Origin of the sequence: Rhodococcus ruber, from assembly GCF_016804345.1 — a bacterium.
Lineage (GTDB): Bacteria > Actinomycetota > Actinomycetes > Mycobacteriales > Mycobacteriaceae > Rhodococcus > Rhodococcus ruber.
This window is the reverse complement of sequence record NZ_CP044211.1, coordinates 638,635-661,947: the sequence shown is the minus strand read 5'-3', so window position 1 is coordinate 661,947 and position 23,313 is coordinate 638,635. Positions and strand designations below refer to the sequence as shown.

Sequence of the window (23,313 nt, the reverse complement as noted above, 5' to 3'; positions counted from 1 at the left end):
GGTCAGATCGACGCGATGTGACATTCGGCCACCACCACCACCCACACGCAGGGGGACGGCTCACGCGGGCGGTTCGAGCACCTCACGCCCGACGAACGGCACGAGCGCCGACGGGACGCGCACGGACCCGTCGGCCTGCTGGTGGTTCTCGAGGATCGCGACGAGCCAGCGGGTGGTGGCGAGGGTGCCGTTGAGGGTGGCGGCGATCTGCGGCTTGCCGTTCTCGTCGCGGTACCGGACGCCGAGGCGGCGGGCCTGGAAGGTGGTGCAGTTCGAGGTGGAGGTCAGCTCCCGGTAACGCTCCTGGGTGGGCACCCATGCCTCGCAGTCGAACTTGCGGGCCGCCGACGAGCCGAGGTCGCCGCCGGCGACGTCGATGACCCGGTACGGCACCTCGATCGCGGCGAGCATGTCGCGCTCCCACGCGAGCAGCCGCTGGTGCTCGGCGACGGCGTCCTCGGGCTTGCAGTAGACGAACATCTCGACCTTGTCGAACTGGTGGACCCGGATGATGCCGCGGGTGTCCTTGCCGTAGCTGCCGGCCTCGCGGCGGAAGCACGACGACCAGCCCGCGTACCGCTTCGGGCCGCCCGACAGGTCGAGGATCTCGCCGGAGTGGTAACCGGCGAGCGGCACCTCCGATGTGCCGACGAGGTACAGGTCGTCGTCGGCGAGGTGGTAGATCTCGTCGGCGTGGGCACCGAGAAAGCCGGTGCCCTGCATGATCTCCGGGCGCACGAGCACCGGGGGGATCATCATCTGGAAGCCGTTGGCGACGGCCCGCTGGGCCGCGAGCTGCAGCATGCCGAGCTGCAGCAGCGCGCCGTAACCGGTGAGGAAGTAGAACCGGGCGCCGGAGACCTTCGCACCCCGTTCCATGTCGATCAGCCCGAGGGACTCCCCGAGGGCCAGATGGTCCTTCGGTTCGAAGTCGAAGGTGGGCAGCTCGCCGACGGTCTCGAGGGTGACGAAGTCGTCCTCCCCGCCCGCGGGAGCGCCCTCCTGCACGATGTTGGAGATCGCCATGTGCGCGCGCCCCAGGGCCTCCTCGGCGGCGTGCTGCTCGGCCTCGAGCTTCTTGACGTTCGCGGCGAGTTCCTTCGCGCCCTCGAGCAGCGCGGGCCGTTCCTCCGGGGAGGCCTGCCCGACCTTCTTTCCCAGTGCCTTCTGCTCGGCACGGATGTTGTCGCCGGCCAGCACCGCAGCGCGGCGGGCGGCGTCGGCCTCGAGCAGCGCGTCGACGAGACCGGGGTCCTCGCCTCGGGTGCGCTGCGAGGCGCGGACGACGTCGGGATTCTCGCGGAGGAACTTGAGGTCGATCACGAGGTCACAGCCTACTCGGCGACGTCCCGGGCCGAGGCCGGCCTACTGCGCCCACAGCTGCAGGTAGTCCTCGCGTTCGAACATCTTCGCCGAGTCCACGGCGCTCGGATGCCCGGCGTGCGGGTCGGCTCCGGCCTCGGTGAGCACGCGCACGACGTCGATCGCCCCCTTGAACACCGCGCCCGCGATGGGCGACTGCCCGCGGTCGTTGAGCCGGTCGACGTCGGCGCCCCGTTCGATCAGGGCCCGCACCGCGTCGGCGTGTCCGTGGTAGGACGCCAGCATGAGCAGGGTGTCGCCCTTCTCGTTGCACAGGTTCACCGGTACTCCGGCGTCGATGTAGGCGGCGAGGGTCTCGACGTGCCCGGCGCGGGCGGCATCGAACAGTCGCTGCGCGATCTCCTGGACTTCGGGATCGATGGGCTCCGTCATGCCCACCGAAGTTACCCGGGGCGGCGCGCACAGGCATGATGGACGGTGATGGCCGAGGAGAGTGAGCAGCAGTCCGACCGGACGACACCGTCCGCCTCGCGGGTCCGGCGTGCCCCGTCCGCGAAGCTGACCCGTCGCGCCCTGATGCTGGTCGCCGCGGGCGCGGTGCTCGCGGCCGTCGTCACGGCGGTGGTGGCGGGATTTGGCGGGTCCGACGACGAACCCGGCGATTCGACCAGTGCCGTGGTCACCACCGGCGCGGTGGCCGGCGAGGCCTTCGGCACTGCGGTCGCCGGGGACTGCCTGACCTGGACCGAACTCGATGCGAGCGACCTCGCGAAGGTGGACTGCGCCGAGTCGCACCTGTTCGAGGTGGTCGAGGACATCGATCTGAGCGTGTATCCGGGCGCCGAGTGGGGTCCCGGGTCGCGTTTCCCGTCGGTGCTGCGTTTCACCGAGCTGCGCGACGAGCTGTGCGCACCGGCCGCGATGGATTATCTCGACGGCCGGTTCGATCCGCACGGCAAGTTCAGCGTGGGCCTGATCAACCCCGGGGAGGCGGGCTGGGCGGCCGGCGAGCGGACGCTGCGCTGCGGCCTGCAGTTCTCCTCCACCACCGGCAACCTGCTGCCGATCCAGGGCAAGGTCGCCGACCAGGACCAGTCCAAGGTCTGGGACGTGGGCACGTGCATCGGCATCAACAACGGCGTGCCGGCGGATCCGGTGGAGTGCGCCCAGCCGCACGCCTTCGAGGTGATCTCCGTGGTGGACCTGTCCGGGCAGTTCCCCGGCGGTCTGCCCAGCGTCGAGGACCAGGACCGGTACCTCGAGGGGACGTGCACCGAGAACGCCAACGCCTACCTGGGCAGCCCCGACGCGCTGCGCAACAAGACCCTCACGCTGTTCTGGGACAACCTCGACTTCGACAGCTGGCTCGCGGGCAGCCGCAAGGTCAACTGTTCGGTGGGCAAGCAGGTCGAGGGCGGCGGATTCGCGTCGGTCACCGGCACCGCCAAGGGCGACATCCTCATCGACGGCCAGCCGCCGGTGCCGCCGCCCGCCGCGCCCGAGGGCCGCTCACTGCCGACCCCGCTGCCGGGCGCAGGTCCCGTGCCGGGCTCCTGAGGTGAGGGCACGAATGGGCGACGAGCGGTTCGAGGAACTCGTCGGCGAGGCCCTGGATCTGATCCCCCCGGAACTCGCGCGGGCCATCGACAACGTCGTGGTGCTGGTCGAGCCCAGAAACGAGGAAGAGCCCGACCTGCTCGGGCTCTACCACGGGATCGCGCTCACCGAGCGCGACAGCCACTATGCGGGGGCGCTACCGGACACCGTGACCATCTACCGCGACGCGATTCTCGACATCTGCGACTCCGACGACGACGTGGTGCACGAGGTCGCGGTGACGGTCATTCACGAGATCGCTCACTACTTCGGAATCGAGGATGCTCGTCTGCACGAGCTGGGGTGGGGCTAGTGGCCCCGTACCGCGGTCCCGTCGCGCCGTACTTCGGCTTGCGTTGCAGAAAGTGCGGACTGATCGTCGAAATGATCAGCAGGGCGAGCGTTCCGATGATCACCTCTGCGACGACGATGTAGACGAAAGCAATACCGACGATCTTCGCGATCTCTTCCATGTGTCGATCACCTCCGGTCCGACCGTACCGCGGGACGGCCGTCCGGACGGGGTAACCGGCAGTGCCGTTGCCGGGCCTCCGCGGCCCGGCAGCGGCGGCCGGTCACTCGATGCGGTCGAGATCGACGCCCTTGGTCTCGCGGCTGCTCAGCACCGCGACGACGGTGATCATCATGGTCACCACCAGATACGCGACGACGGTCCCGACCCCGAACCGGTCGACGAGCCAGACGGCGATGAAAGGCGCGGGCGCACCGGCGATGATGGACGAGCCCTGGAACACCAGCGAGGATCCGGCATACCGGTACCGGGTCGGGAACAGCTCGGTGATCCAGGCGGCCTCGGGACCGGCGAGAGCGCCGTGGAAGAAGGCGCCGACGCAGACCCCCACCCACAGCATCGGCACGCTCTGCATCTGCACGAGCCAGAAGAACACGGGCGCCCACACCACGAGCACCACGGCGGGGACGAGCATCGCGACGCGGCGGCCGACCCGGTCGGACCAGCGGCCGCCACCGATCATGCCGACGAACTGGAACACCGACGCGAAGGTCACGGCCAGCATCACGTCACCCCGGGCGAAGCCGTGATAGGTGGTGGCGTACGCGATGACGAAGATCGTGTACACGTAGAACGCGATGTTCTCGCCGAGCCGCATGCCGATGCCGATCAGCACCGGGCGCGGACGGGACAGCGCTTCGACGATGCTCGACCGGGGCTCGGGGCGGTCCGCCGCGGCGGCCTGCGCCGCCCGGAAGACCGGGGACTCCTCGACGCCGTGCCGGATCCAGAAGCCGATGACGAGGAGGGGAACGGCGAACAGGAATGCGATCCGCCAGCCCCATGCGTCGAACGCGTCGGCCGGAAGCAGCAGCACCAGGGTCGAGACGACCACGGCGGCGAGCACGGTCCCCGACGGCGCGCCCGCCTGCGGCCACGACGCCCAGAAGCCGCGACGCTTGGGCTCGCCGTACTCACTCACCAGCAGCACCGCCGCACCGAATTCACCGCCGAGCGCGAAACCCTGGATCATGCGCAGCGCGACGAGCAGGACCGTCGCCCAGATGCCGATCTGTTCGTAGGTCGGCAGCAGCCCGATCGACGCGGTGGCCGTACCGAGCATCACGAACGTGATGACGAGCATCGGTTTGCGGCCGAACCGGTCACCGAGATGACCGAAGACGATGCCGCCGAGCGGCCGGGCGATGAAGCCGAGCCCCTGGGTGGCGAGGGCGAGCAGCAATTTGGTGATGCCGTCGGATCCGGGGAAGAACAGAGGTCCGAGGACGGTGGCGGCGAGGATGCCGTAGATGGCGAAGTCGTACCACTCGAGCACGGCCCCGGCCATGCTGCCGGTGAGGACCCGCTTGAAGCTGCTGCGTGGCGCGTCCGGCGCGGTGCGCACGGCGATCGGGTCGAGCGTGGATCCCATGGCGGGTCCCTTTCGGATCGGGTGAGTCAGAGTCGGAGGGTCAGTCGGTCGCCGCAGGCACGCGAGCAGCAGGTCATCATCTGCCGGTTCGCCGCCCGCTCGGCCTTGGTGAGCACGGTGTCGCGGTGGTCGACCTCGCCTTCGAGGACGGTGACCTCGCAGGAGCCGCAGAGGCCTTCCTCGCAGTCGCTGGGCACGTCGATGTTGTTGGCGCGCAACGCGTCGAGGACGGTCTGGGTGGGCTCGACCCGCACGGTGAGTCCCGAGTCGCGCAGGTCGAGGTCGAAGGCGTGCTCGACGTCCGGGTCGAGTGCCGTGAGGGACGAGGTGAAGTGCTCGACGTGCAGCGCACCGTCGGGCCAGTGCCGGCTCGCGTCCTCGAGTCCGGCGAGCAGCCGTCCGGGCCCGCACGCGTAGATCTGCGTGCCGGGCACCGGCGTCGCGAGGAGGGCGGCGAGGTCGACCCGGGTGCCTTCCGCCGAGACGTGCAGGGTGGCCCGGTCCCCGTGCCCGGCGACCCGCTCGAGATAGGCCATCCCGGAACGGTTCCGGCCGCAGTAGTGCAGTTCGTAGCTCCACCCCCGGGCGCGGGCGTGGTCGGCCATCGCCAGGACGGGGGTGATGCCGATGCCGCCGGCCACGAACACGTAGTGCTCGGCGTCGGGGTCGGGCGCGAAGTGGTTGCGGGGCCCGCGAATCCGGAGCGATCCCCCCACCCGGAGCTGTTCGTGGACGTAGCGCGAGCCACCGCGGCTCTCGGGGTCCAGCAGAACGGCGATCTCGTAGGTGGGCGCGTCGGACGCGCCGCACAGGGAGTACTGCCGCGACAGCGCACCGAGGTCGACATCGATGTGGGCGCCGGGAGTCCACGCGGGCAACGCATTTCCTGCCGGAGCCCGTAGGACGACGCGCAGCACGTCGTCGGCGATCCGGTCCAGGCGCTCGACGGTGACGGTGCGTGACACCGACCGGGTGGAGGGCTCGCCGATGGTGACGGGATGGTGCCGTTGCAGCACCGCCGGGTCGGTGCGCTCGGGGTTCGCCTGCGGATCCCACTGCACCCACACGTGATCGGGACCGCGGAACGAGGTGTTCGGCAGGTAGGTGAACTCCTGATCGGGTACGAGTTCCATGTGGGGAAGCCGCGTGGTCAGTTCCTCGAGGAAGATCTGCATCTCCATGCGGGCCAGGTTCTTGCCCATGCACTGATGGCTGCCGTACCCGAAGGTGAGGTGGTCGCTCGAGTTCGGGCGCCGGATGTCGAACTCGTCGGGACGGTCGAAGTGCCGCTCGTCATGGTTGGCGGAGGCGTTGACGACGAGCAGCTTTGCGCCGGCGGGGATGTCGACGTCGCCGATGCGGGTGTCGGTGGTGGCCACCCGTCGCCACGCCGCGACCGATCCCGAGTGGCGCAGGCACTCCTCGACGGCGTTGGGGATCAGCGACGGATCCGCGCAGATCTCCTCCCACACCGGGCGGTTCTCGAGCAGCAGCTTGAACGCGTTCGCGGACGCGTTGGCCGTGGTCTCGTGCGCGGCGACGATGCCGGCCATCATCATCGAGTGCAGGTAGGAGTCGGTGACGACGTCCGGCATCTGCTGCTGCATGCGGATCCCGTAGGGCATCCAGCCGTGCCCCGAGGGGTCCTGGCGCATCTTCTCGAGCACCGTGCCCGCGTACTGCCAGAACCTGCCGACCGCCTCGGCGACGGCGACCTGCTCCTCGGGCGCGGGGCGGCCCCAGGTGTTCACGGTGTGGGCGATCGAGTACTTGCGCATCGTCGCCATGTCCTCCTCCGGCACGCCGAGGAAGTGCAGGGCGACGGTGAGCGGTACCTCCCACAGCATCTCGTCCACCAGGTCGGCCTTGCCGGATTCGACGAAGCGGTCGACGTATTCGCGCGTGAGCCGTCGCACCATCGCCTCGTGGTGCGCCAGTTCCTTCGGGGTGAACGGGTCCATGAGTGCGCGGCGGCGCGGCATGTGGGCGGGCTCGTCCTCGTTCACGAGGGTCCGGGCCATGGCGTAGTCGTAGCGGGCGAGGGTGGCGGTGGCCTCCTCGGAGACCGGGGTGATCTTCTCGAGGGCGATGGCCGGTGAGAACACGAGGTTGTCGCGGAACACCGCCTTCACATCCTCGTAGCGGGTGACCACCCAGTAGCCGAGTTCGGGGCTGTAGAACACCGGCTCCTCGTCGCGGGACCAGCGCAGCGACTCGGCCGGATCGGCCTGGTACGCGGGCCCGAACGGATCGAACGCCGCGGCGTTCGTCGACACCGGACAGCCGCCGGCCAGGGCCGCGTGATCGACGGGACACGCCGACGCCGGAACTGATGCACTCATGCTGACACCGAAAACCTCTCCACCTGCACTGTTACTTTTATCGAACAGTTCCGTCCTGTATACGGACAAGCAGCAGAGTAAGGGGCGTCACAGATCAGGTCAAGCCGAGATCCGGTCACATCCGCCGGGCTCCACGTCGGGGAACCCGCCCTCTCCCGCGGCCGACACCACCTGCGCCCGATGCCGGAACCGGACGTCCCGAGGAAACACCCGCTCGGCCGGAACGGCCCCGATCGCGCCTCAGCCGACGGCGGCTCCGAACCACTCGGACAGCCGGCCGAGCAGATCCTGCTGATCGTCGCCGACCCACGCGACGTGGCCGTCGGGTCGCAGCAGCACCGCAGGCACGTCCAGTTCCTCGCTGACGTCGACGATGTGGTCGACGCGGTCGGCCCAGCCCGCCACCGACAACCGGCCGTTCTGATCGAGCAGCAGCCCACGGCCGCCGTGCATGAGTTCGTAGAGACGGCCTCGCTTCAGTCCCACATCCCGCATCCGCCGGCCGAGCAGATCGTGCCCCGCACCGAAGTCGTAGCGGACCCCGACCGCGGTGATCATCCCGGTGATGTGCCGGTTCACCTCCTCGAGGTCCATCAGCTCCGAGAACAGTTCCCGCAGCGCGGTCGCGCCCGGATCGGTTCCCATCAGCGCGATCTGCGCACGGGTGTTCGCCAGCACGCGCGCCCCCACCGGGTGCCGCTCGGCGTGGTAGCTGTCCAGCAGCCCCGCCGGCGCCCAGCCGTCCACTGCCGCAGCCAGTTTCCAGCCGAGGTTGAACGCGTCCTGGATGCCGAGGTTGAGTCCTTGCCCGCCGGTCGGCGGATGGATGTGCGCGGCGTCGCCGGCCAGCAGCACCCGGCCGACCCGGTAACGCTCGGCCTGCCGGGTGGCGTCACCGAAGCGGGAGAGCCAGCGCGGCGAGTGCGCACCGAAGTCGGTGCCGGCGATCGCCCGCAGCTGCTGCGTGAACTCCCCGAGGGTCGGTGCGGCCGCCCGGTCCTCGCTCACCCCGTCGGCGGGCACGACGACGCGGTACATCCCGTCCCCGAGCGGTGCGGCGCCGAACCGCAGCTGGGTCTTACGGACTTCCGCGACGACGGCGGCCACCGTCGCCGGGTCCTCGGTCATCCTCATCTCCCCCAGCAGCGTCTCGACCCTGCTGGGCTCACCGGGAAAGCCCACGCCGAGCAGCTTGCGCACCGTGCTGCGGCCGCCGTCGCAGCCGACGAGGTACCGCGAGCGCAGCCGAGCGCCGTCGGCCGATTCGACCGTCACCCCGTGATCGTCCTGGCTCAGCCCGACCACCTCGCAGCCGCGCCGGATCTCGGCACCGAGTTCGAGGGCACGCTCGTCGAGCAACCGTTCGGTGACCGGCTGCGGAGTGGCGAGGCCGTACGGGTGCGCCGTGTCCAGCCGGTCCGGCCACGGCTTGACGATTCCACCGAAAAGACCGCCGAACCGGAACTTCTCGCTGACGGCGAGGAACCGGTCCAGCAGGCCGCGCTGGTCCATCATCTCGACGCTGCGCGCGTGCAGACCCTGCCCGCGCGACTGCCCGCTCGGTGCGGTCGCCTTCTCGAGCACGAGCGTGCGCACGCCGTGCAGCCGCAACTCGGAGGCCAACATCAAGCCGGTCGGTCCACCGCCGACGACGATCACATCGATCATGAAAACCCCGTTCACTGGTTGAATTTCGGCCACCCCTCCACGCGGGCCGGCGGCCCGCCCGGCGTCCCGCGCCCGCAGATCCCCACCGGCGGCGCGACTCCCCCGGGATCACGTCCGGTCACACCTGCGAATCCCCACTTTCCGCAGGTCCCGGCTTCGACTGGCGATTCTGCAGCACGACGGGGGCCTTGCGGCAAGGCCCCGTGCGCGATATACGTTGAAAGGGGCAGGGAGTCGAAGACATCCCGGCCGTTCTTTCTCCCGCACCGTGTTCGATGTGCACCGGATTTCAGTCGATTCCCGGACTCGTGCCCGGCAGCGGGGGTGTCAGTCGGTGAGCAGAACGCTCAGGCGCGCTGCCGCGTCCTGGACGGCGAGCGCCGCGGCGTCGACGTCGAGACCGGCGATGGCCACCACCCCGACGCTGCATTCGAGACCGGCCCCCCGGGGCGCGCGCACCCCGGCAGCGACACCCACGGCGCCGCGTTCGAGCTGCCCACGGGTGACGCTGTAGCCGAGCTCCCGGGCCTGCTTCACCGCGTCGGGGTCGCGGGCGTCCTCGGGCCGCAGCGCGAGGATCGCGATCCCGGCCGCACCGCGGTCGAGCGGGTGCCGGTTGCCCACCCGGTAGCCCACGTGCAGGAGCGCTCCCTCCGGCTCCGCGACGAGGATGACGATGCACTCGTTCCCGTGCGCGGCGGAGACGAAGGCCGTCGCCTGCGTGCGCTCGGCCAGGTCGTGCAGCACCGGGCCGGCCGCGTGCTGGAACTGCGGCACGAACCGCGACGAAAGGACGGCGGCACCGGCGCCGAGCCGGATCCGGCCGTCGTCGGCCCGCACGACGAGCGAGTGGGTTTCGAGCGTGGCGACGATCCGGTAGCAGATCGCCCGCGCGATCTCGAGCTCCTTGGCGAGGTCCGCGACCGTGATTCCGGCGGGTGACCGGGAGATGAGGTCGAGCGCGCGCAGACCACGATCGAGCGTCTGCAGCGTACTCATGGCTTCCTCCGTCCGTCCGGATCCGACCCTACCGGCGCGGGCATCGCGCCCGATGCAGCGCATTGCAACGCTTGAGCGCCGCGTGCCGCACTGATTGCCTTCGAGTGACACAGATCACTACGAACGGGAGTCGGCATGAGCATCGAAGGCAAGGTCGCGCTGGTCACCGGGGCTGGACAGGGCATCGGACGGGCGATCGCGCTGCGACTGGCATCCGACGGTGCGGCCGTCGCACTGCTCGATGTCGACGGCGGCAAGCTCGCCGCGGTCGAGGACGAGGTGCGGGCGGCCGGCTCGAAGGCGGTCTCCGTCGTTGCCGATGTGACCGACCGCGAGCAGATCCGGGCCGCCGTCGACCGGACGGAGGCCGAACTGGGCGGGTTCGACATCATCGTCAACAACGCCGGCATCGCCCAGGTCAACCCGATCGCCGACGTGACGCCCGAGGAGGTGTCGCGGATCATGGCGGTCAACGTCGAAGGCGTGCTGTGGGGCATCCAGGTCGCCGCCGCCAAGTTCCGCGAGCGCGGGCACGGCGGCAAGATCGTCAACGCGTCCTCGATCGCCGGTCACGAGGGCTTCGCGATGCTCGGGGTGTACTCCGCGACCAAGTTCGCCGTCCGGGCGCTCACGCAGGCGGCGGCCAAGGAGTACGCCTCCGACGGGATCACCGTCAACGCCTACTGCCCCGGCGTCGTCGGCACCGACATGTGGGTCACCATCGACGAACGCTTCTCGGCGCTGACCGGGGCGCCGAAGGGGGCGACGTTCGAGAAGTTCGTCGGCGGCATCGCGCTCGGCCGGGCGCAGACACCGGAGGACGTCGCGGCCTACGTCTCCTACCTGGCGGGCCCGGACTCCGACTACATGACCGGGCAGTCCGGGTTGATCGACGGCGGCCTGGTCTATCGGTGACCCGAACCCGCGGCACCGGAAGGACATTCCCATGTTGACCAGAACGGTACGGGCACTCACGGTGCCCCTGCTGGTGCTCCTCGACCACATGATGGCGCCGAAGCTCTGCGCCGAGCTGTTCGAGCTCTCCGAGCAACTCGCGGAACCAGCGTGCCGGCCGGTGTCCGGGGCATGTCGCCACTGACCACGATCCGGTGCGGGGGCCTGTACTCGGCGAGGCGACCGCGGAGGTGGCCGGCCGGGGCGCCGGGATCGAGGTCGGCGACGGCGAGCCGGCGACCGGCCTCGTTCAGGCTGCGCAGCTCCGTCGCACCGACCAGCGCATCGAGTTGCCGGGCGGTGTGGAACATGACCCACGCGCGCACCAGCGCCTGCAACTGCGCGTCCGGCGAACCACCCGGCCGCAGCAGCGCCCCCGGGTCATGGCGATCGCATCGTGCAGCGCCCGGGTCATGATGTCCTGCAGAATCTCCTGCTCGGACTTGAAGTGGTGGTAGATCGAGGCGACGGTGATGTCGGCGTCGCGGGCGATGTCGCGCATCGAGGTGCCGTGGTACCCGCGCTCGGTCATGTTCCGCAGCGCGGAGTCGAGGATCGCCTGCCGACCGTTGCCGGTCCCGACCGAAGTCGCCTTCGCCGCGCTCATCGTCTGCTCCGTCCCGCCGGTCGTGAACCGCTGACAGCGTAGTCGCAGGGCGTGTGCCGGAATCGGGCAGATCCGCGCCACGAACCGCCGTCTCCGCGTGCCGAACCGACGAATGTCGGTCCGACCTGGCAGCATCAGCCGCGGCAGCCTCGCCCGGGGCCGCTCACCATCGGACAACACAGGGGGCCGTCATGCCAGCACCCGTTCTCACCGACGAACAGCGCACCGCCGCACTCGCCAAGGCGGCCGAAGTGCGCAAGGCCCGCAGCGAACTGCTCGCCGCCGTCAAGGCCGGAGAGATCGACGTCCCGGCCGTGCTCGAGAAGGCCGAGACCGACGAGGTCGTGAAGAAGACGAAGGTCTCCGCCCTGATCAAGGCGCTGCCCGGCGTCGGCGCGGTCAAGGCCGCCAAGCTCCTCGAGCAGCTGTCGATCCCGGACACCCGCCGCATCGGAGGCCTCGGCGCCAACCAGCGTCAGGCGCTGCTCGACGCCACGACGGCCGCCTGACACACCGGACCCGACGCAGGTGTTCCCGCGCCCCGGGAACACCTGCCCGGGCGCGTCCTGCGCCCACCGCGCGCTCCACAGACAAGGAGACCGATCGAGCGGGAGGAGTCGGATGACGACGTCGGTGCCCGAGTCGCGACAGCAGCAGGACCGCCTGCTGTTCCGTTTCATGCTGCTCTCGCTGGCCGCCGCGGTGGTCACCATCGTCCTCAAGGCGAGCGCCGCGTGGTCGACCGGCTCGGTCGGCTTCCTCTCCGATGCCCTCGAATCGGGTGTCAACCTCGTCGCCGCGGTGGTGGCGCTGATCGCGCTGCGGGTGGCGGCCCGCCCCCCGGACGCGAGCCACCACTTCGGCCACGGCAAGGCCGAGTACGTCTCCGCCCTGGTCGAGGGCGCGATGATCTTCGTCGCCGCCACCGCCATCATCTGGACCGCGATCGAACGCCTGATCAGCCCGGTTCCGCTCGTCCAGCCCGGGCTCGGACTGGCACTGTCGACCGTCGCCTCGGTGATCAACCTCGGCGTCGGCCTCACCCTGCTGCGCGTGGGACGCACGCACCGCTCGATCACACTCGTCGCGGACGGCAAGCATCTGCTGACCGACGTGTGGACCTCCGCCGGGGTGATCGTCGGCATCGCGCTGGTCGCCGTCACCGGCTGGGAGCCCCTGGACCCGATCGTGGCGCTCGCCGTGGGCGTCAACATCCTGTGGACCGGGTACCGGCTGCTGCGCGGCTCGGTCAGCGGCCTCCTCAGCGCCGCCCTCCCCCAGCACGAGCAGGACCAGGTCAATGCCGTGCTGGACCGGTTCCGCGCCGAGTGCCCGGTCGAGTTCGCGCCGCTGCGTACCGTCGAATCCGGGCGGCAACGTCAGGTGTTCGTCGTCGTGACCGTGCCCGGGGACTGGACCGTGCGGACCGCTCACGACATGGCCGACCGCATCGAGGCGGCGATCGACGCGGTGCTGCCGCACACCGAGACCTTCATCCACGTGGAACCGGCAACCGCCGGCCCGGGCAGTGCCTGACCCAGGGTAGGAGGTGCAGCGACCGCTGCCGTCGTCTTACGCTCCCGCATTCTCCGTGCTCGCGGGACACCCCGCGAGCCCATCCGAGCCGGAGTTCCGAATTCCACTGCCGTCCGGAATGTCTCGTCACAACCCAGAAGTGACGCAGGTCAGTACCGTGCCGGCGCCGCGGCGACACCGGGAGTGCACCGCGGCACCGGTGGCAGCGAGGAACGGTCGACGGTGTGCCGTCCGCCGGCGGCAGTGTCCGACGTAGGGCTCAGCGAAGCTCCTGGATCCGCACCAGATTGCCCGCCGGGTCGCGGAAGGCACAGTCGCGGATGCCGTACGGCTGCTCGGTCGGCTCCTGGACGACCTCGGTGTCGCCGGCCTGCACCTTCTCGAACGTGGCGTCGAGATCCCGGGTGGCCAGCAGGATCCAGCCGTAGGTGCCCTTGGCCATCATCTCGGCGATGGTGCGGCGCTCGTCGTCGGTGATGCCCGGGTCGACGGCCGGCGGCGCCAGGAGGATGGACGTGTCGGGCTGACCGGCGGGGCCCACCGTGATCCAGCGCATCTTGCCCTGCCCGACGTCATTGCGGACCTCGAAGCCGAGGACGTCGCGATAGAAGGCGAGGGAGGCGTCCGGGTCGTCGTGCGGCAGGAAGCTCGTGTGAATGGTGATGTCCATGACGAGCAGGTTAGGAGCGTCTCCGTGTCCCGCGCTTCTCGATTCCTGATCGATCCGCCGAGCGCGAGTCCGTTCCTCGCCGTCGCGCGGCCGATACCGCTTCGTCGACGAACTCGCCGTCCACGCGTGGCACGCCGGAAGCGCTGGGCAACTCCGTTGCCACGTGGCACGATCGCGTACGTGACCGGGGGACCTGCTGACGCGCAGCGCCTGCGCGATCTCGCGCGGCTGCGCCGCGTCCGCGACCGCATCGACCGGGAGTACGCCCAGCCGCTGGACGTCGAGGCGCTCGCCCGCGGGGTGCACATGTCGGCGGGGCATCTCAGCCGGCAATTCCGGGCGGCGTACGGGGAGTCGCCGTACGCGTACCTGATGACGCGGCGCATCGAACGCGCGATGGCACTGCTGCGTCGCGGCGATCTGAGTGTCACCGAGGTGTGCTTCGCGGTGGGCTGCTCGTCGCTGGGCACCTTCAGCACTCGCTTCACCGAGCTGGTCGGTGTGCCGCCGAGCATCTACCGGCGTCAGGCGGCGCACGCGGCGGCGGGGATGCCGTCGTGTGTCGCGAAGACGGTGACCAGACCGATCAGGAATCGAGAAGCGGGAGCCGCGGAGCCGCAACTAGCCTGACCGCCATGACGTCACCGTTGACCCGAGCTTTTCCCCTCCCGGCAGATGGAGACCCGATGAGCATGGCCACGAAGACGGACACGCGGTCGCACGCGCCGCACGTTGCCGACAGCCACGACCTGATTCGCGTCCACGGTGCGCGGGTGAACAACCTCCACGACGTCAGCGTCGAGATCCCGAAGCGCCGGTTGACGGTGTTCACCGGCGTCTCCGGCTCGGGCAAGAGCTCGCTGGTGTTCGGCACGATCGCCGCGGAGTCGCAACGGCTGATCAACGAGACCTACAGCGCCTTCGTGCAGGGCTTCATGCCGACCCTGGCGCGTCCCGACGTCGACCTGCTCGAAGGACTGACGACGGCGATCATCGTCGACCAGGAGCGGATGGGTTCCAATCCCCGCTCCACCGTCGGCACCGCCACCGACGCGCACGCGATGCTGCGCATCCTCTTCAGCCGGCTGGGGCAACCGCACATCGGTTCCCCCAACGCGTACTCGTTCAACGTCCCCTCGGTGAAAGCCAGCGGTGCGATCACGGTCGAGCGCGGCGCCGGCAGGACGAAGACCGAGAAGGCGACCTTCCACCGGCTCGGCGGCATGTGCCCGCGCTGCGAGGGGATGGGCTCGGTCACCGACTTCGACCTGTCCGCGTTGTACGACGAGAACCTCTCGCTCGACGAGGGTGCACTCACGATTCCCGGGTACAGCATGGACGGCTGGTACGGCCGGATCTACCGGGGCTGCGGATTCTTCGACCCGGGCAAGCCGATCCGCAAGTACACCAAGCGGGAACTGCACGACCTGCTCCACAGGGAACCGACCAAGATCAAGGTCGACGGGATCAACCTGACGTACGAGGGGCTGATCCCGAAGATCCAGAAATCGATGCTGTCCAAGGACGTCGATGCCCTCCAGCCGCACATCCGGGCGTTCGTGGAACGGGCCGTGACCTTCTCCACCTGCCCCGCCTGCGGCGGCACCCGGCTCGCCGAGGAGGCCCTGTCCTCGAAGATCGGCGGCAGGAACATCGCCGACGTCTGCGCCATGCAGATCAGTGACCTGGCCGACTGGGTCCGCAGCCTGGACGAACCGTCGGTGGCTCCGCTGCTGACCGGGCTGCAGCACCTTCTCGACGCGTTCGCGGAGATCGGGTTGGGCTACCTCTCCCTCGACCGGCCGGCGGGCACGTTGTCCGGCGGAGAAGCCCAGCGCACCAAGATGATCCGACATCTCGGTTCCTCCCTCACCGACGTCACGTACGTCTTCGACGAGCCCACCATCGGACTGCACCCGCACGACATCGCCCGGATGAACGACCTGTTGCTGCAGCTGCGCGACAAGGGCAACACCGTGCTCGTCGTCGAGCACAAGCCGGAGGCGATCGCGATCGCCGACCACGTCGTCGACCTCGGACCGGGCGCCGGCACCGACGGTGGCGAGGTGGTGTTCGAGGGCACCGTCGAGGGACTGCGCACCAGTGGCACGCTCACCGGGCGGCACCTGGACGACCGCGCATCGGTGAAGCCCGCGGTGCGGACCCCGTCGGGTGTGCTCGAGGTGCGCGGCGCCGACACGCACAACCTGCAGAACGTCGACGTGGACATCCCACTCGGCGTGCTGGTCGTCCTCACCGGCGTGGCGGGCTCCGGGAAGAGCTCGCTGATCGACGGTTCGGTGGCCGGGCGCGAGGGCGTGGTCACGGTCGACCAAGGGGCGATCAGGGGTTCGCGGCGGAGCAATCCGGCGACGTACACCGGGCTGCTCGATCCGATCCGGAAGGCGTTCGCGAAGGCCAACGGCGTGAAACCGGCGTTGTTCAGCGCCAACTCCGAGGGCGCGTGCCCGGCGTGCAACGGCGCCGGGGTCATCTACACCGACCTGGGAGTGATGGCCACCGTCGAATCCACCTGCGAGGAATGCGAGGGGAAGCGGTTCCAGGCGGCGGTGCTGGAGTTCACGTTCGGCGGGCGCAGCATCGCGGACGTGCTCGCGATGCCGGTGGCCGAGGCCGAGGGGTTCTTCGGCGCGGGCGAGACACGGATCCCGGCGGCGCACAAGATCCTGCAGCGGCTCGCCGACGTGGGGCTCGGCTACCTCAGCCTCGGTCAACCGCTGAGCACGCTGTCCGGCGGTGAACGCCAGCGGCTCAAGCTGGCGACCCGGATGGCCGAGAAGGGCGGCGTCTACGTCCTCGACGAACCGACGACCGGTCTGCACCTCGCCGACGTCGAGCAGCTGCTCGGGCTGCTCGACGGATTGGTCGACGCCGGCAAGTCCGTCATCGTCATCGAGCACCACCAGGCGGTCATGGCGCACGCCGACTGGATCATCGACCTCGGTCCCGGCGCCGGCCACGACGGTGGCCGGATCGTCTTCGAGGGCACCCCCGCCGACCTCGTCGCCGCGCGGTCCACCCTCACCGGCGAGCACCTCGCGGCCTACGTCGGCGCCTGACCGTGTCCGTCGCGCGTGCGCCCCGCCGGCACGACGGTCAGTTGGGACGGACGGTGAGGATCTGGGACACGGTGCCCACGGGACCGCGGGTGTCGTGGAGGACGCTGCTCGTCAGGCCGAGACCGTCGGGACCGAACGAGACGGTGGTGTCGAAGCCGAGCCAGTCACCGCGGGGTTCGGTGAACAGGTGGGCGGTGAGGTCGACGTTGGGGAAGGCGACGTCTTTCGGGGACACCCGCGCGGTCATGCCGTTGGCGATGTCGAACAGACCGGCGGCACCGGCCGGCGCGCTGACCTTCTCGTCGAGCACCAGGGGGAGCGGCGTGCGCACCCAGTACGCCGCCCGGCCCGGCTCGAGCTGGGCGCGGCGGACCTCGGTGGAGGCGATGAACCCGCCCGGCCACACCGTCGAGGCGTCCCACGGCTCCATGGCCTCGGGCGGGTCGATCCGCGGCAGCGACGTCGCCTCCAGCGCGGGGGTGGGACGAGGTTGCATCAGCCAGGCCCGCAGCCGGACCGCGGCGCGACCGTCGTGCGTGAGGACGGCCTCGACGAGCTCGATGGTGCGCCCGGGACGCAGGACCGTCACGGTGGTCTCGACCGTGTCGACCGGGACGGTGCCGAGGATGTCGTAGGACAGGCGGGCGACGACCAGTCCGTCGTCGCGGCGGGCATCCCGGTCGCATTCGACGGCGTGGACCAGCAGCCCCAGCGCGGGCGCGATGTGCTGCTCCTGCGGGTTCCAGGCGCCGCCGACGTGGTGGGTCGGCCGGAACGCGGCCGGACCGATCCGTTCGAAGTAGGCCATCTGCTGCTCCAGAGGTCGGGGACTCGTCCAGGCATGATCCCAGGCGGGCACGCTCCTCCGCGGACCGGACGGTGCCGAGCAGGACGGTGCCTGATAGGACGGTGCCTGATAGGACGACGGCAGCCCGCCCCCTGGTCGACCAGGGGGCGGGCTGCCGTGAATTGCGGAGGTACCGCGGTCAGGCGGGGACGTGGGCCTCGGCCCAGGCGTTGTACCCGCCGAGCAGGTCCGACACGTTCTCGAAGCCCTGCGCCCGCAGCAGCGACGCGGCCACACTCGACCGCCACCCGCCGGCACAGTGCACCACGATCGGCTTGCCGGTGGGCACCTGCTCGAGCCGCGCCCGCAGCTGCGCCAACGGAATCGGCACCGCCCCCGGAATCGTCCCGAACTCCCGCTCCCCCGGATTGCGGATGTCGACCAACGCCACCGTCTCCGCGGCGAGCATCTCGTCGAGCTCGGCGACGGTGGTGCGCGGCGCGCTCTGCACCAGCTCCGCCAGCTCCGCCGGGAACACCCCGTCGTGATCGACCGTCAGATACCCCAGCGCGTTGTCCGACCCGATCCGGGCCAGCCGCACCGCCGCGTCCTGCTCCTCCCCCGGATAGGTGATCAACACGATCGGCTCCCCCACCTCGGCGACCATGCCGCCGGTCTCGGCGAACCGCCCGTCGAACCCGACGTTGACCGACCCGCGCAGATGCCCCGCCGCGAACTCGTCCACGCTGCGCGCATCGAGCACCCGGGTCCCGGCGGCCAGCTCCGCGCGCACCCGCTCCGGGCCCAGCGCCGGGATGGCCCGGCCCTGATCGAGCAGCGGATGCAGGCTCTTGTTCAACCCGGCATCGACCGAGAAGTACGACGGCGCCGCGGGCTGGCCCTCGGTGACCAGCGCGACGAACGCCTCCTCGCTCATCGGCTGCACCGACGGGTTGCTCACCCGCTGCTCCCCGATCGTCGAGGTCAGCTCCGCCGACAGGTTCTTCCCGCACGACGAGCCGGCGCCGTGCGCGGGCATCACGGTGACCTGATCGGGCAGGGTCAGCAGCTTCTCGTGCACCGTGTGGTACATCGCCCGGGCCAGGTCCTCGGTCGACGAATCCCCCAGGTTCACCAGGTCCGGCCGGCCCACGTCCCCGATGAACAGCGAATCCCCGGTCAGCACCGCCGTCGGCGTCGCCCCCGGATGCTCGCGCACCAGCACCGAGATCGACTCCCAGGTGTGCCCCGGGGTGGACAGGATCTCGAGGTCCACCTCCCCGAGCGAGAGGTGCTCGCCGTCGCGCAGCCGGCGGATCGGGTAGTCCGCCTCGGCGGCCTCGCCGAACCCGATCCACGCCCCGGTCGCCTCGAGCAGCTCGAGGTGCCCGGAGACGAAGTCGGCGTGGAAATGGGTGTTGATCACACCCTCGATGCTCAGCCCGTGCCTGCGGGCGTCGTCGAGGTACTCGGTGACGTCCCGGCGCGGATCGACCACGATCGCCCGGCCGGTGCTCTCGTCACCGATCAGGTACGACGCGTGCGACAGGCACTCGATGTAGTACTGCTCGAGAATCATCGTGGTTCCTCCGTATGAGTCGATTTCGTCCTCGATGTGGACAACCCTGCCACATACCCCCTAGGGTATGTCAAGTACCCCATGGGGTATCCAAGCGAACCCCGCTCCCCCCCGACCGGAAGCACAACCATGAACACTCCTGCCGCCCCCGTCGCCCGGACCGCCGTCACCCCCGAAGCCGATACCCAGGTGCTGCATCGGCTGCGCCGCGCCCAGGGGCAGCTCGCGGGTGTCATCGCCATGCTCGAATCCGGCCGCGAGTGCCGGGACGTGGTGACCCAGCTCGCCGCCGTCTCTAGGGCACTCGACCGAGCCGGCTTCAAAATCGTTGCCGCACAGCTTCGTCGGTGCATGCTCGACGAAGATGACGACACATGCCCGGACCGGCTCACCGAGGAGCAGCTCGAGCGCCTCTTCCTCGCACTGGCCTGAGGGCTACCGCCCGGCAACACCGAGGGCTACCGCCCGGTGACACTGAGGGCTACCGCCCGGTGACGATGTTCGGACACTGAGGGCTACCGCCCGGTGACGATGTTCGACGGGATCAGCGCCGTCGGGCCCTGACCACGGTGTCGTGCACCGTGACGACCCGTCCGTCCGGGTCGGTGACCGGCCGCGCGACGGCGGTGTCGGTGACGACGTCCCAGCCGTCGGGATCGAGCAGTGCCACGACGTCCGCCCCCGTGAAGAACAACTCGGGTCGCGGCGGACGCGGCACGGTGGTCTGCAGGTCGGAGGGGTGATGCCCGACGATCAGGAGGGTGCCGCCGGGGGCGACCGCCTCCCCCAGCCGACGGAAGAGGACGTCACGTTCCGGCGAGGGCAGGTGCATGTACTGCGCGGAGACCAGGTCGTATCGCCCTCGGCCCGGGTCCCAGGCGGTCAGGTTCTCGTGCAGCCACGAGATGCGGCCGACGACCTCGGCGCCGGCCCGGTCCGCGTGCTCGGCGGCGCGTTGCAGGGCGACGCCGGAGACGTCCACACCGTCGACTCGCCAGCCGCGCTGCGCGAGCCAGATGGCGTCCGCGCCTTCGCCGCACCCGACGTCGAGGGCGAGTCCGGGCGAGAGGCCGGCCACCTCCCCCACGAGGTGACGATTGGGCTCACCGCTCCACAGCGCGGGACGGGAACGGTAGCGCTCGTCCCAGAGTTCTTCGTCCTGTAGATGTTCGGGCACTACGACTCCTTCGATCGTCGGGAGGGGGGCGCGGCCGGCCGGCCGCGGACCGTATCGGCGAGTCGGGACCACACCGTCCGCGGCCGAGGCCCGATCAGCTCGCCCACCCGGCCGGGGAGATGCCGCTCGATCGCCGATTCAACTTCTTGCACAGAGGGATTGACGAGCGCGACCGGTCCGACGAAGACCGTCGGCACGATCTCGTCGCCGCCGCTCACTGCCCGGATCCGCGCGGCGGCGGCCCGGTCCTGCCAGATGTCGGTCTCGACGACCTCGATGCCGCGCCTGTGCAGGCCCCGGCGCAGGCGCGAGCAGAACGGACACCCGGGCCGCCACAACACCTCGACTCCGTCGACGAAGTCGGGCAATGTCATCCGGTTTCTCCTTCCGCCTACGTCTCGTCCATATACCCAGAGGGGTATACGACCTCACTGTACCGGCCCGCCCGGCGCTGCGCCGCGCGGCCGGCGCCGTTCCCCGGCACGGTGACCTTCGACCCTTTCCGGCGACGCCCGAGGGGTGGACCGTGGAACCACAGCCGCGAGGCGATGCGGAAGGAGAAGCCGTGGCCACGTGGGTCGTTCTGACCGGTGTGCTCCTGGTGGTGGCGCTGTTCGTCCTGTCGCAGGCAGTGCACGTGGTGACCCAGTACGAGAAGGGCGTGCTGTTCCGGTTCGGCCGGCTCATCGGCGTCAGGGAACCCGGACTGCATCTGATCATCCCTCTCGTCGACCGGTTGACGAAGGTGTCCCTGCGGATCGTGACGATGCCGATCCAGTCCCAGGGCATCATCACCCGCGACAACGTCAGTGTCGACATCTCTGCCGTGGCGTACTTCCGGGTCATCGATGCCGTGAAGTCGGTCGTCGCGATCGAGAACGTGGCAGCGGCGGACGAACGTGATCAACGCGAACATCCGCGAGTTCCTCGACGTGTCCACTCTGGAATGGGGGGTCGAGGTGACGCTGGTGGAACTGAAGGACATCCAGCTGCCCGACAGCATGAAGCGGGCCATGGCGCGGCAGGCCGAGGCGGAGCGGGAGAAGCGGGCCAAGATCATCGCCGCCGAGGGCGAGTCGATCGCCGCGACCGCCCTCGGGCAGGCATCCGACACGATGCTGGCCCACCCGCTCGCCCTTCAGTTGCGCAACCTGCAGACACTGGTGGAACTGGGCGTCGAGAAGAACACGACCGTGGTGTTCCCGGCCCCCATGATGAGCGCCATCTCCGAGCTGAAGACGTTCCTCGACCGCGAGATCACCGCCGCCACGGCGGGTCCGCCGCGTAGCGCCGCGGACAGCGCACGACCACCGGAATCCGGGATCGCCCGAAACGGCACCCCGGCACCCACGGTATCGGCACACGAGGGGTTGGGGTCATGACGGAACTCGACGGAGGTTCGGTCCTCGTCACCGGGGGCAGCCGCGGCATCGGCGCCGCCGTCGCCACGATCCTCGCCGGTGAAGGCGCCGGTGTCGTCGTCGCCGACGTGCTCGACGACGAAGGCACCCGCCACGCCGCGACACTCGGCAAAGGCTCGAAGTTCGTGCACCTCGACGTGACCGACGAAGCGCAATGGTCGGAGGCGGTCGCCGTGGCCGAATCCATCGGTCCGTTGCGGGCGTTGATCAACAACGCCGGCATCCTGGCCGTCGGCACCATCGAGGAGCAGACCCGAGTCGAGTTCGAACGCGTGCTGCAGGTCGATCTCGTCGGCCAGTGGCTGGGAATGCACGTCGCCGGCCCGGCGCTGCGTCGCGGGCGCGGGGTCGTCGTCAACATCTCCTCGACGGCCGGCCTCATCGGCTACGCCGGCCTCGGCGCCTACGTGGCGAGCAAATGGGCCCTGCGCGGCCTGACGAAGACCGCCGCGCTCGAGTTCGCCCCCGACGGGGTCCGGGTGTGCTCGGTGCACCCCGGCCCCATCGACACACCGATGACGGCGGGAATGGACCGCGGCATCGCCGCCACGCAGCCGATTCCCCGCTTCGGCAGTCCCGAGGAGGTGGCCCGGATGGTGCGATTCGTCGTCACCGAGGCCACCTACTCGACCGGCTCCGAATTCCTCGTCGACGGGGGTGCCACCACCGGCTCGGTGCTGGACCTCGAGACAACGGATTCCCCAGCGACACAATAGCTCGGGAAACCAGAGCACCGGCGCCGGTGGAGTGATTCGATGACCGGGTGTGCAGATGGATGGCCTACTCGGGCGAGCCGATCCTCGTGGAGGACCTGCTGTTCAAGCCCGAGCATTCGCTCATCGACCAGAGCCTGCACTCCCACCTCGGAGCCACCACCACCAACGGTGACGGATTCGGAATCGGCTGGTATGGAATAGGTTCCGAGCCGGCCCTGTTCAAGAGCATCGATCCGGCGTGGAACAACCACAACCTGCGGGAGATCGCCGGGCAGATCCGCACCCCGCTGCTGTTCGCGCACGTGCGCGCCTCGACCGGCACGCAGGTGCAGCGCAGCAACTGCCACCCGTTCCGGCACGGGGAATGGCTGTGGATGCACAACGGCGAGATCCTCGGCTTCCGGGAGATCAAACGAGAACTGATGATGGCCGTGGATCCGTCGCTGTACCCGGACGTCGCGGGTACCACGGACTCCGAGGTGCTGTTCTTCCTCGCTCTCACGTTCGGTCTCCGGGACGATCCGTTCACCGCGGTCGGCCGCGCGGTCGGGATGGTCGAAAAGGTCGCCCGCGACCACGGAATCGACGACCCCGTACAGATGACCGTGGCCACCACGGCCGGCGACACGATCTGGGTGTTCCGCTACTCCACTGAAGGCCGGACCCGGTCGCTGTTCTACTCCACCGAGGTCGCCAAACTCCGCGAGCTGCACCCCGAGGTGGAGATGTTCCATCGTCTGGGCATCGACACCCGGTTCGTCGTGTCCGAACCGCTCCGCGATCTGCCGGGCGCATGGAACGAGATGCCCGAGTCCTCGGCCGCCGTGGTCGGCCCCGCGGGCAACGACATCCGGCGGTTCCGGCCGCTCGAGCCGGTGTAGCCGAGATCCGGGACGTTGTGCCCTGTAGCTGTGCGTCGGCAGCATGCGATGGTCTAACCTGCGTGAACGCAGC

22 protein-coding genes and 2 pseudogenes are annotated in these 23,313 nt (G+C 69.8%); 12 read left to right on the top strand and 12 right to left on the bottom strand.

What is annotated here, in order from left to right:
* Window positions 1-60: 60 nt before the first annotated feature.
* Window positions 61-1,323, bottom strand: a complete 1,263-nt coding sequence (gene serS, locus F1734_RS03110) for a serine--tRNA ligase (protein WP_010596214.1) — start codon at window positions 1,321-1,323, stop codon at window positions 61-63.
* 42 nt (window positions 1,324-1,365) lie between these two features.
* Window positions 1,366-1,755 carry an ankyrin repeat domain-containing protein gene (locus F1734_RS03105; protein ID WP_010596215.1) on the bottom strand — a complete coding sequence of 130 codons (390 nt, stop codon included), beginning with the start codon at window positions 1,753-1,755 and terminating at the stop codon, window positions 1,366-1,368.
* Window positions 1,756-1,803: 48 nt separating this feature from the next.
* Here F1734_RS03105 and F1734_RS03100 point away from each other — a divergent pair, with 48 nt between their 5' ends.
* Complete coding sequence (locus tag F1734_RS03100; RefSeq protein WP_017681156.1) at window positions 1,804-2,880, top strand: septum formation family protein; 1,077 nt, start codon at window positions 1,804-1,806, stop codon at window positions 2,878-2,880.
* A gap of 13 nt (window positions 2,881-2,893) precedes the next feature.
* Window positions 2,894-3,232: a metallopeptidase family protein gene (locus tag F1734_RS03095; protein ID WP_017681155.1), complete on the top strand. Its 339-nt coding sequence runs from the start codon at window positions 2,894-2,896 to the stop codon at window positions 3,230-3,232.
* Window positions 3,233-3,494: 262 nt separating this feature from the next.
* Here the strand turns inward: F1734_RS03095 and F1734_RS03090 are convergent, their stop codons facing one another.
* From F1734_RS03090 to F1734_RS03075, 4 genes are all read right to left on the bottom strand, one after another.
* Window positions 3,495-4,823 carry an MFS transporter gene (locus tag F1734_RS03090; RefSeq protein WP_017681153.1) on the bottom strand — a complete coding sequence of 443 codons (1,329 nt, stop codon included), beginning with the start codon at window positions 4,821-4,823 and terminating at the stop codon, window positions 3,495-3,497.
* 26 nt (window positions 4,824-4,849) lie between these two features.
* Window positions 4,850-7,165, bottom strand: coding sequence for a cytochrome P450/oxidoreductase (locus tag F1734_RS03085; RefSeq protein WP_203011351.1), 2,316 nt, complete (start codon window positions 7,163-7,165; stop codon window positions 4,850-4,852).
* A gap of 240 nt (window positions 7,166-7,405) precedes the next feature.
* Complete coding sequence (gene rox / locus F1734_RS03080; RefSeq protein ID WP_026137859.1) at window positions 7,406-8,833, bottom strand: rifampin monooxygenase; 1,428 nt, start codon at window positions 8,831-8,833, stop codon at window positions 7,406-7,408.
* A 327-nt stretch (window positions 8,834-9,160) separates the two neighbouring features.
* Entirely contained in the window at window positions 9,161-9,832 is a 672-nt protein-coding gene (locus F1734_RS03075; RefSeq protein ID WP_040271453.1) for an IclR family transcriptional regulator, read from the bottom strand.
* Between the two features lie 135 nt (window positions 9,833-9,967).
* Here F1734_RS03075 and F1734_RS03070 point away from each other — a divergent pair, with 135 nt between their 5' ends.
* Window positions 9,968-10,747 (top strand): acetoin reductase, encoded by a 780-nt coding sequence (locus F1734_RS03070; protein ID WP_048774109.1) that lies wholly within the window; start codon window positions 9,968-9,970, stop codon window positions 10,745-10,747.
* 31 nt (window positions 10,748-10,778) lie between these two features.
* Window positions 10,779-10,931: a hypothetical protein gene (locus tag F1734_RS03065; RefSeq protein WP_202637501.1), complete on the top strand. Its 153-nt coding sequence runs from the start codon at window positions 10,779-10,781 to the stop codon at window positions 10,929-10,931.
* A gap of 76 nt (window positions 10,932-11,007) precedes the next feature.
* Here the strand turns inward: F1734_RS03065 and F1734_RS03060 are convergent.
* A pseudogene (locus tag F1734_RS03060) lies at window positions 11,008-11,393 on the bottom strand (TetR/AcrR family transcriptional regulator); the annotation flags it as partial.
* 191 nt (window positions 11,394-11,584) lie between these two features.
* Between F1734_RS03060 and mihF the strand changes: the two are divergent.
* Window positions 11,585-11,902, top strand: coding sequence for an integration host factor, actinobacterial type (gene mihF, locus F1734_RS03055; protein ID WP_017681145.1), 318 nt, complete (start codon window positions 11,585-11,587; stop codon window positions 11,900-11,902).
* Window positions 11,903-12,014: 112 nt separating this feature from the next.
* Window positions 12,015-12,929, top strand: a complete 915-nt coding sequence (locus F1734_RS03050) for a cation diffusion facilitator family transporter (protein ID WP_017681144.1) — start codon at window positions 12,015-12,017, stop codon at window positions 12,927-12,929.
* A 259-nt stretch (window positions 12,930-13,188) separates the two neighbouring features.
* Here the strand turns inward: F1734_RS03050 and F1734_RS03045 are convergent, their stop codons facing one another.
* On the bottom strand, window positions 13,189-13,599 hold the full coding sequence (locus F1734_RS03045; RefSeq protein ID WP_017681143.1) for a VOC family protein: 411 nt from the start codon (window positions 13,597-13,599) through the stop codon (window positions 13,189-13,191).
* Between the two features lie 180 nt (window positions 13,600-13,779).
* Here F1734_RS03045 and F1734_RS03040 point away from each other — a divergent pair, with 180 nt between their 5' ends.
* Both F1734_RS03040 and F1734_RS03035 read left to right on the top strand, forming a co-directional pair.
* Window positions 13,780-14,229: a helix-turn-helix transcriptional regulator gene (locus F1734_RS03040; protein WP_017681142.1), complete on the top strand. Its 450-nt coding sequence runs from the start codon at window positions 13,780-13,782 to the stop codon at window positions 14,227-14,229.
* Between the two features lie 56 nt (window positions 14,230-14,285).
* A complete protein-coding gene (locus tag F1734_RS03035; protein ID WP_374121866.1) occupies window positions 14,286-16,679 on the top strand; it encodes an ATP-binding cassette domain-containing protein in 2,394 nt (797 codons plus the stop codon).
* 37 nt (window positions 16,680-16,716) lie between these two features.
* Here F1734_RS03035 and F1734_RS03030 read toward each other — a convergent pair whose 3' ends face one another.
* Together F1734_RS03030 and F1734_RS03025 are read right to left on the bottom strand one after the other, a co-directional pair.
* Window positions 16,717-17,487 carry a thioesterase family protein gene (locus F1734_RS03030; RefSeq protein WP_059174670.1) on the bottom strand — a complete coding sequence of 257 codons (771 nt, stop codon included), beginning with the start codon at window positions 17,485-17,487 and terminating at the stop codon, window positions 16,717-16,719.
* A 178-nt stretch (window positions 17,488-17,665) separates the two neighbouring features.
* Complete coding sequence (locus F1734_RS03025) at window positions 17,666-19,045, bottom strand: MBL fold metallo-hydrolase (RefSeq protein ID WP_203011350.1); 1,380 nt, start codon at window positions 19,043-19,045, stop codon at window positions 17,666-17,668.
* Between the two features lie 129 nt (window positions 19,046-19,174).
* Between F1734_RS03025 and F1734_RS03020 the strand changes: the two genes are divergently transcribed.
* Window positions 19,175-19,477, top strand: a complete 303-nt coding sequence (locus F1734_RS03020; protein WP_054373386.1) for a metal-sensitive transcriptional regulator — start codon at window positions 19,175-19,177, stop codon at window positions 19,475-19,477.
* A 112-nt stretch (window positions 19,478-19,589) separates the two neighbouring features.
* Here F1734_RS03020 and F1734_RS03015 read toward each other — a convergent pair whose 3' ends face one another.
* A complete protein-coding gene (locus F1734_RS03015; RefSeq protein WP_203011349.1) occupies window positions 19,590-20,222 on the bottom strand; it encodes a class I SAM-dependent methyltransferase in 633 nt (210 codons plus the stop codon).
* Window positions 20,222-20,596, bottom strand: a complete 375-nt coding sequence (locus F1734_RS03010) for a glutaredoxin domain-containing protein (protein ID WP_010596017.1) — start codon at window positions 20,594-20,596, stop codon at window positions 20,222-20,224. Before F1734_RS03010 ends, F1734_RS03015 begins: the two co-directional genes overlap by 1 nt.
* Window positions 20,597-20,787: 191 nt before the next feature.
* Here F1734_RS03010 and F1734_RS03005 point away from each other — a divergent pair.
* The 3 genes and pseudogenes from F1734_RS03005 (at window position 20,788) to F1734_RS02995 (ending at window position 23,240) form a co-directional block, all read left to right on the top strand.
* A pseudogene (locus tag F1734_RS03005) lies at window positions 20,788-21,604 on the top strand (SPFH domain-containing protein).
* Window positions 21,601-22,359 (top strand): SDR family NAD(P)-dependent oxidoreductase, encoded by a 759-nt coding sequence (locus F1734_RS03000; protein ID WP_203011348.1) that lies wholly within the window; start codon window positions 21,601-21,603, stop codon window positions 22,357-22,359. The pseudogene F1734_RS03005 and the gene F1734_RS03000 overlap by 4 nt, the downstream one beginning before the upstream one ends.
* Before the next feature lie 59 nt (window positions 22,360-22,418).
* Entirely contained in the window at window positions 22,419-23,240 is an 822-nt protein-coding gene (locus F1734_RS02995) for a class II glutamine amidotransferase (protein ID WP_010596014.1), read from the top strand.
* Window positions 23,241-23,313: the final 73 nt, after the last annotated feature.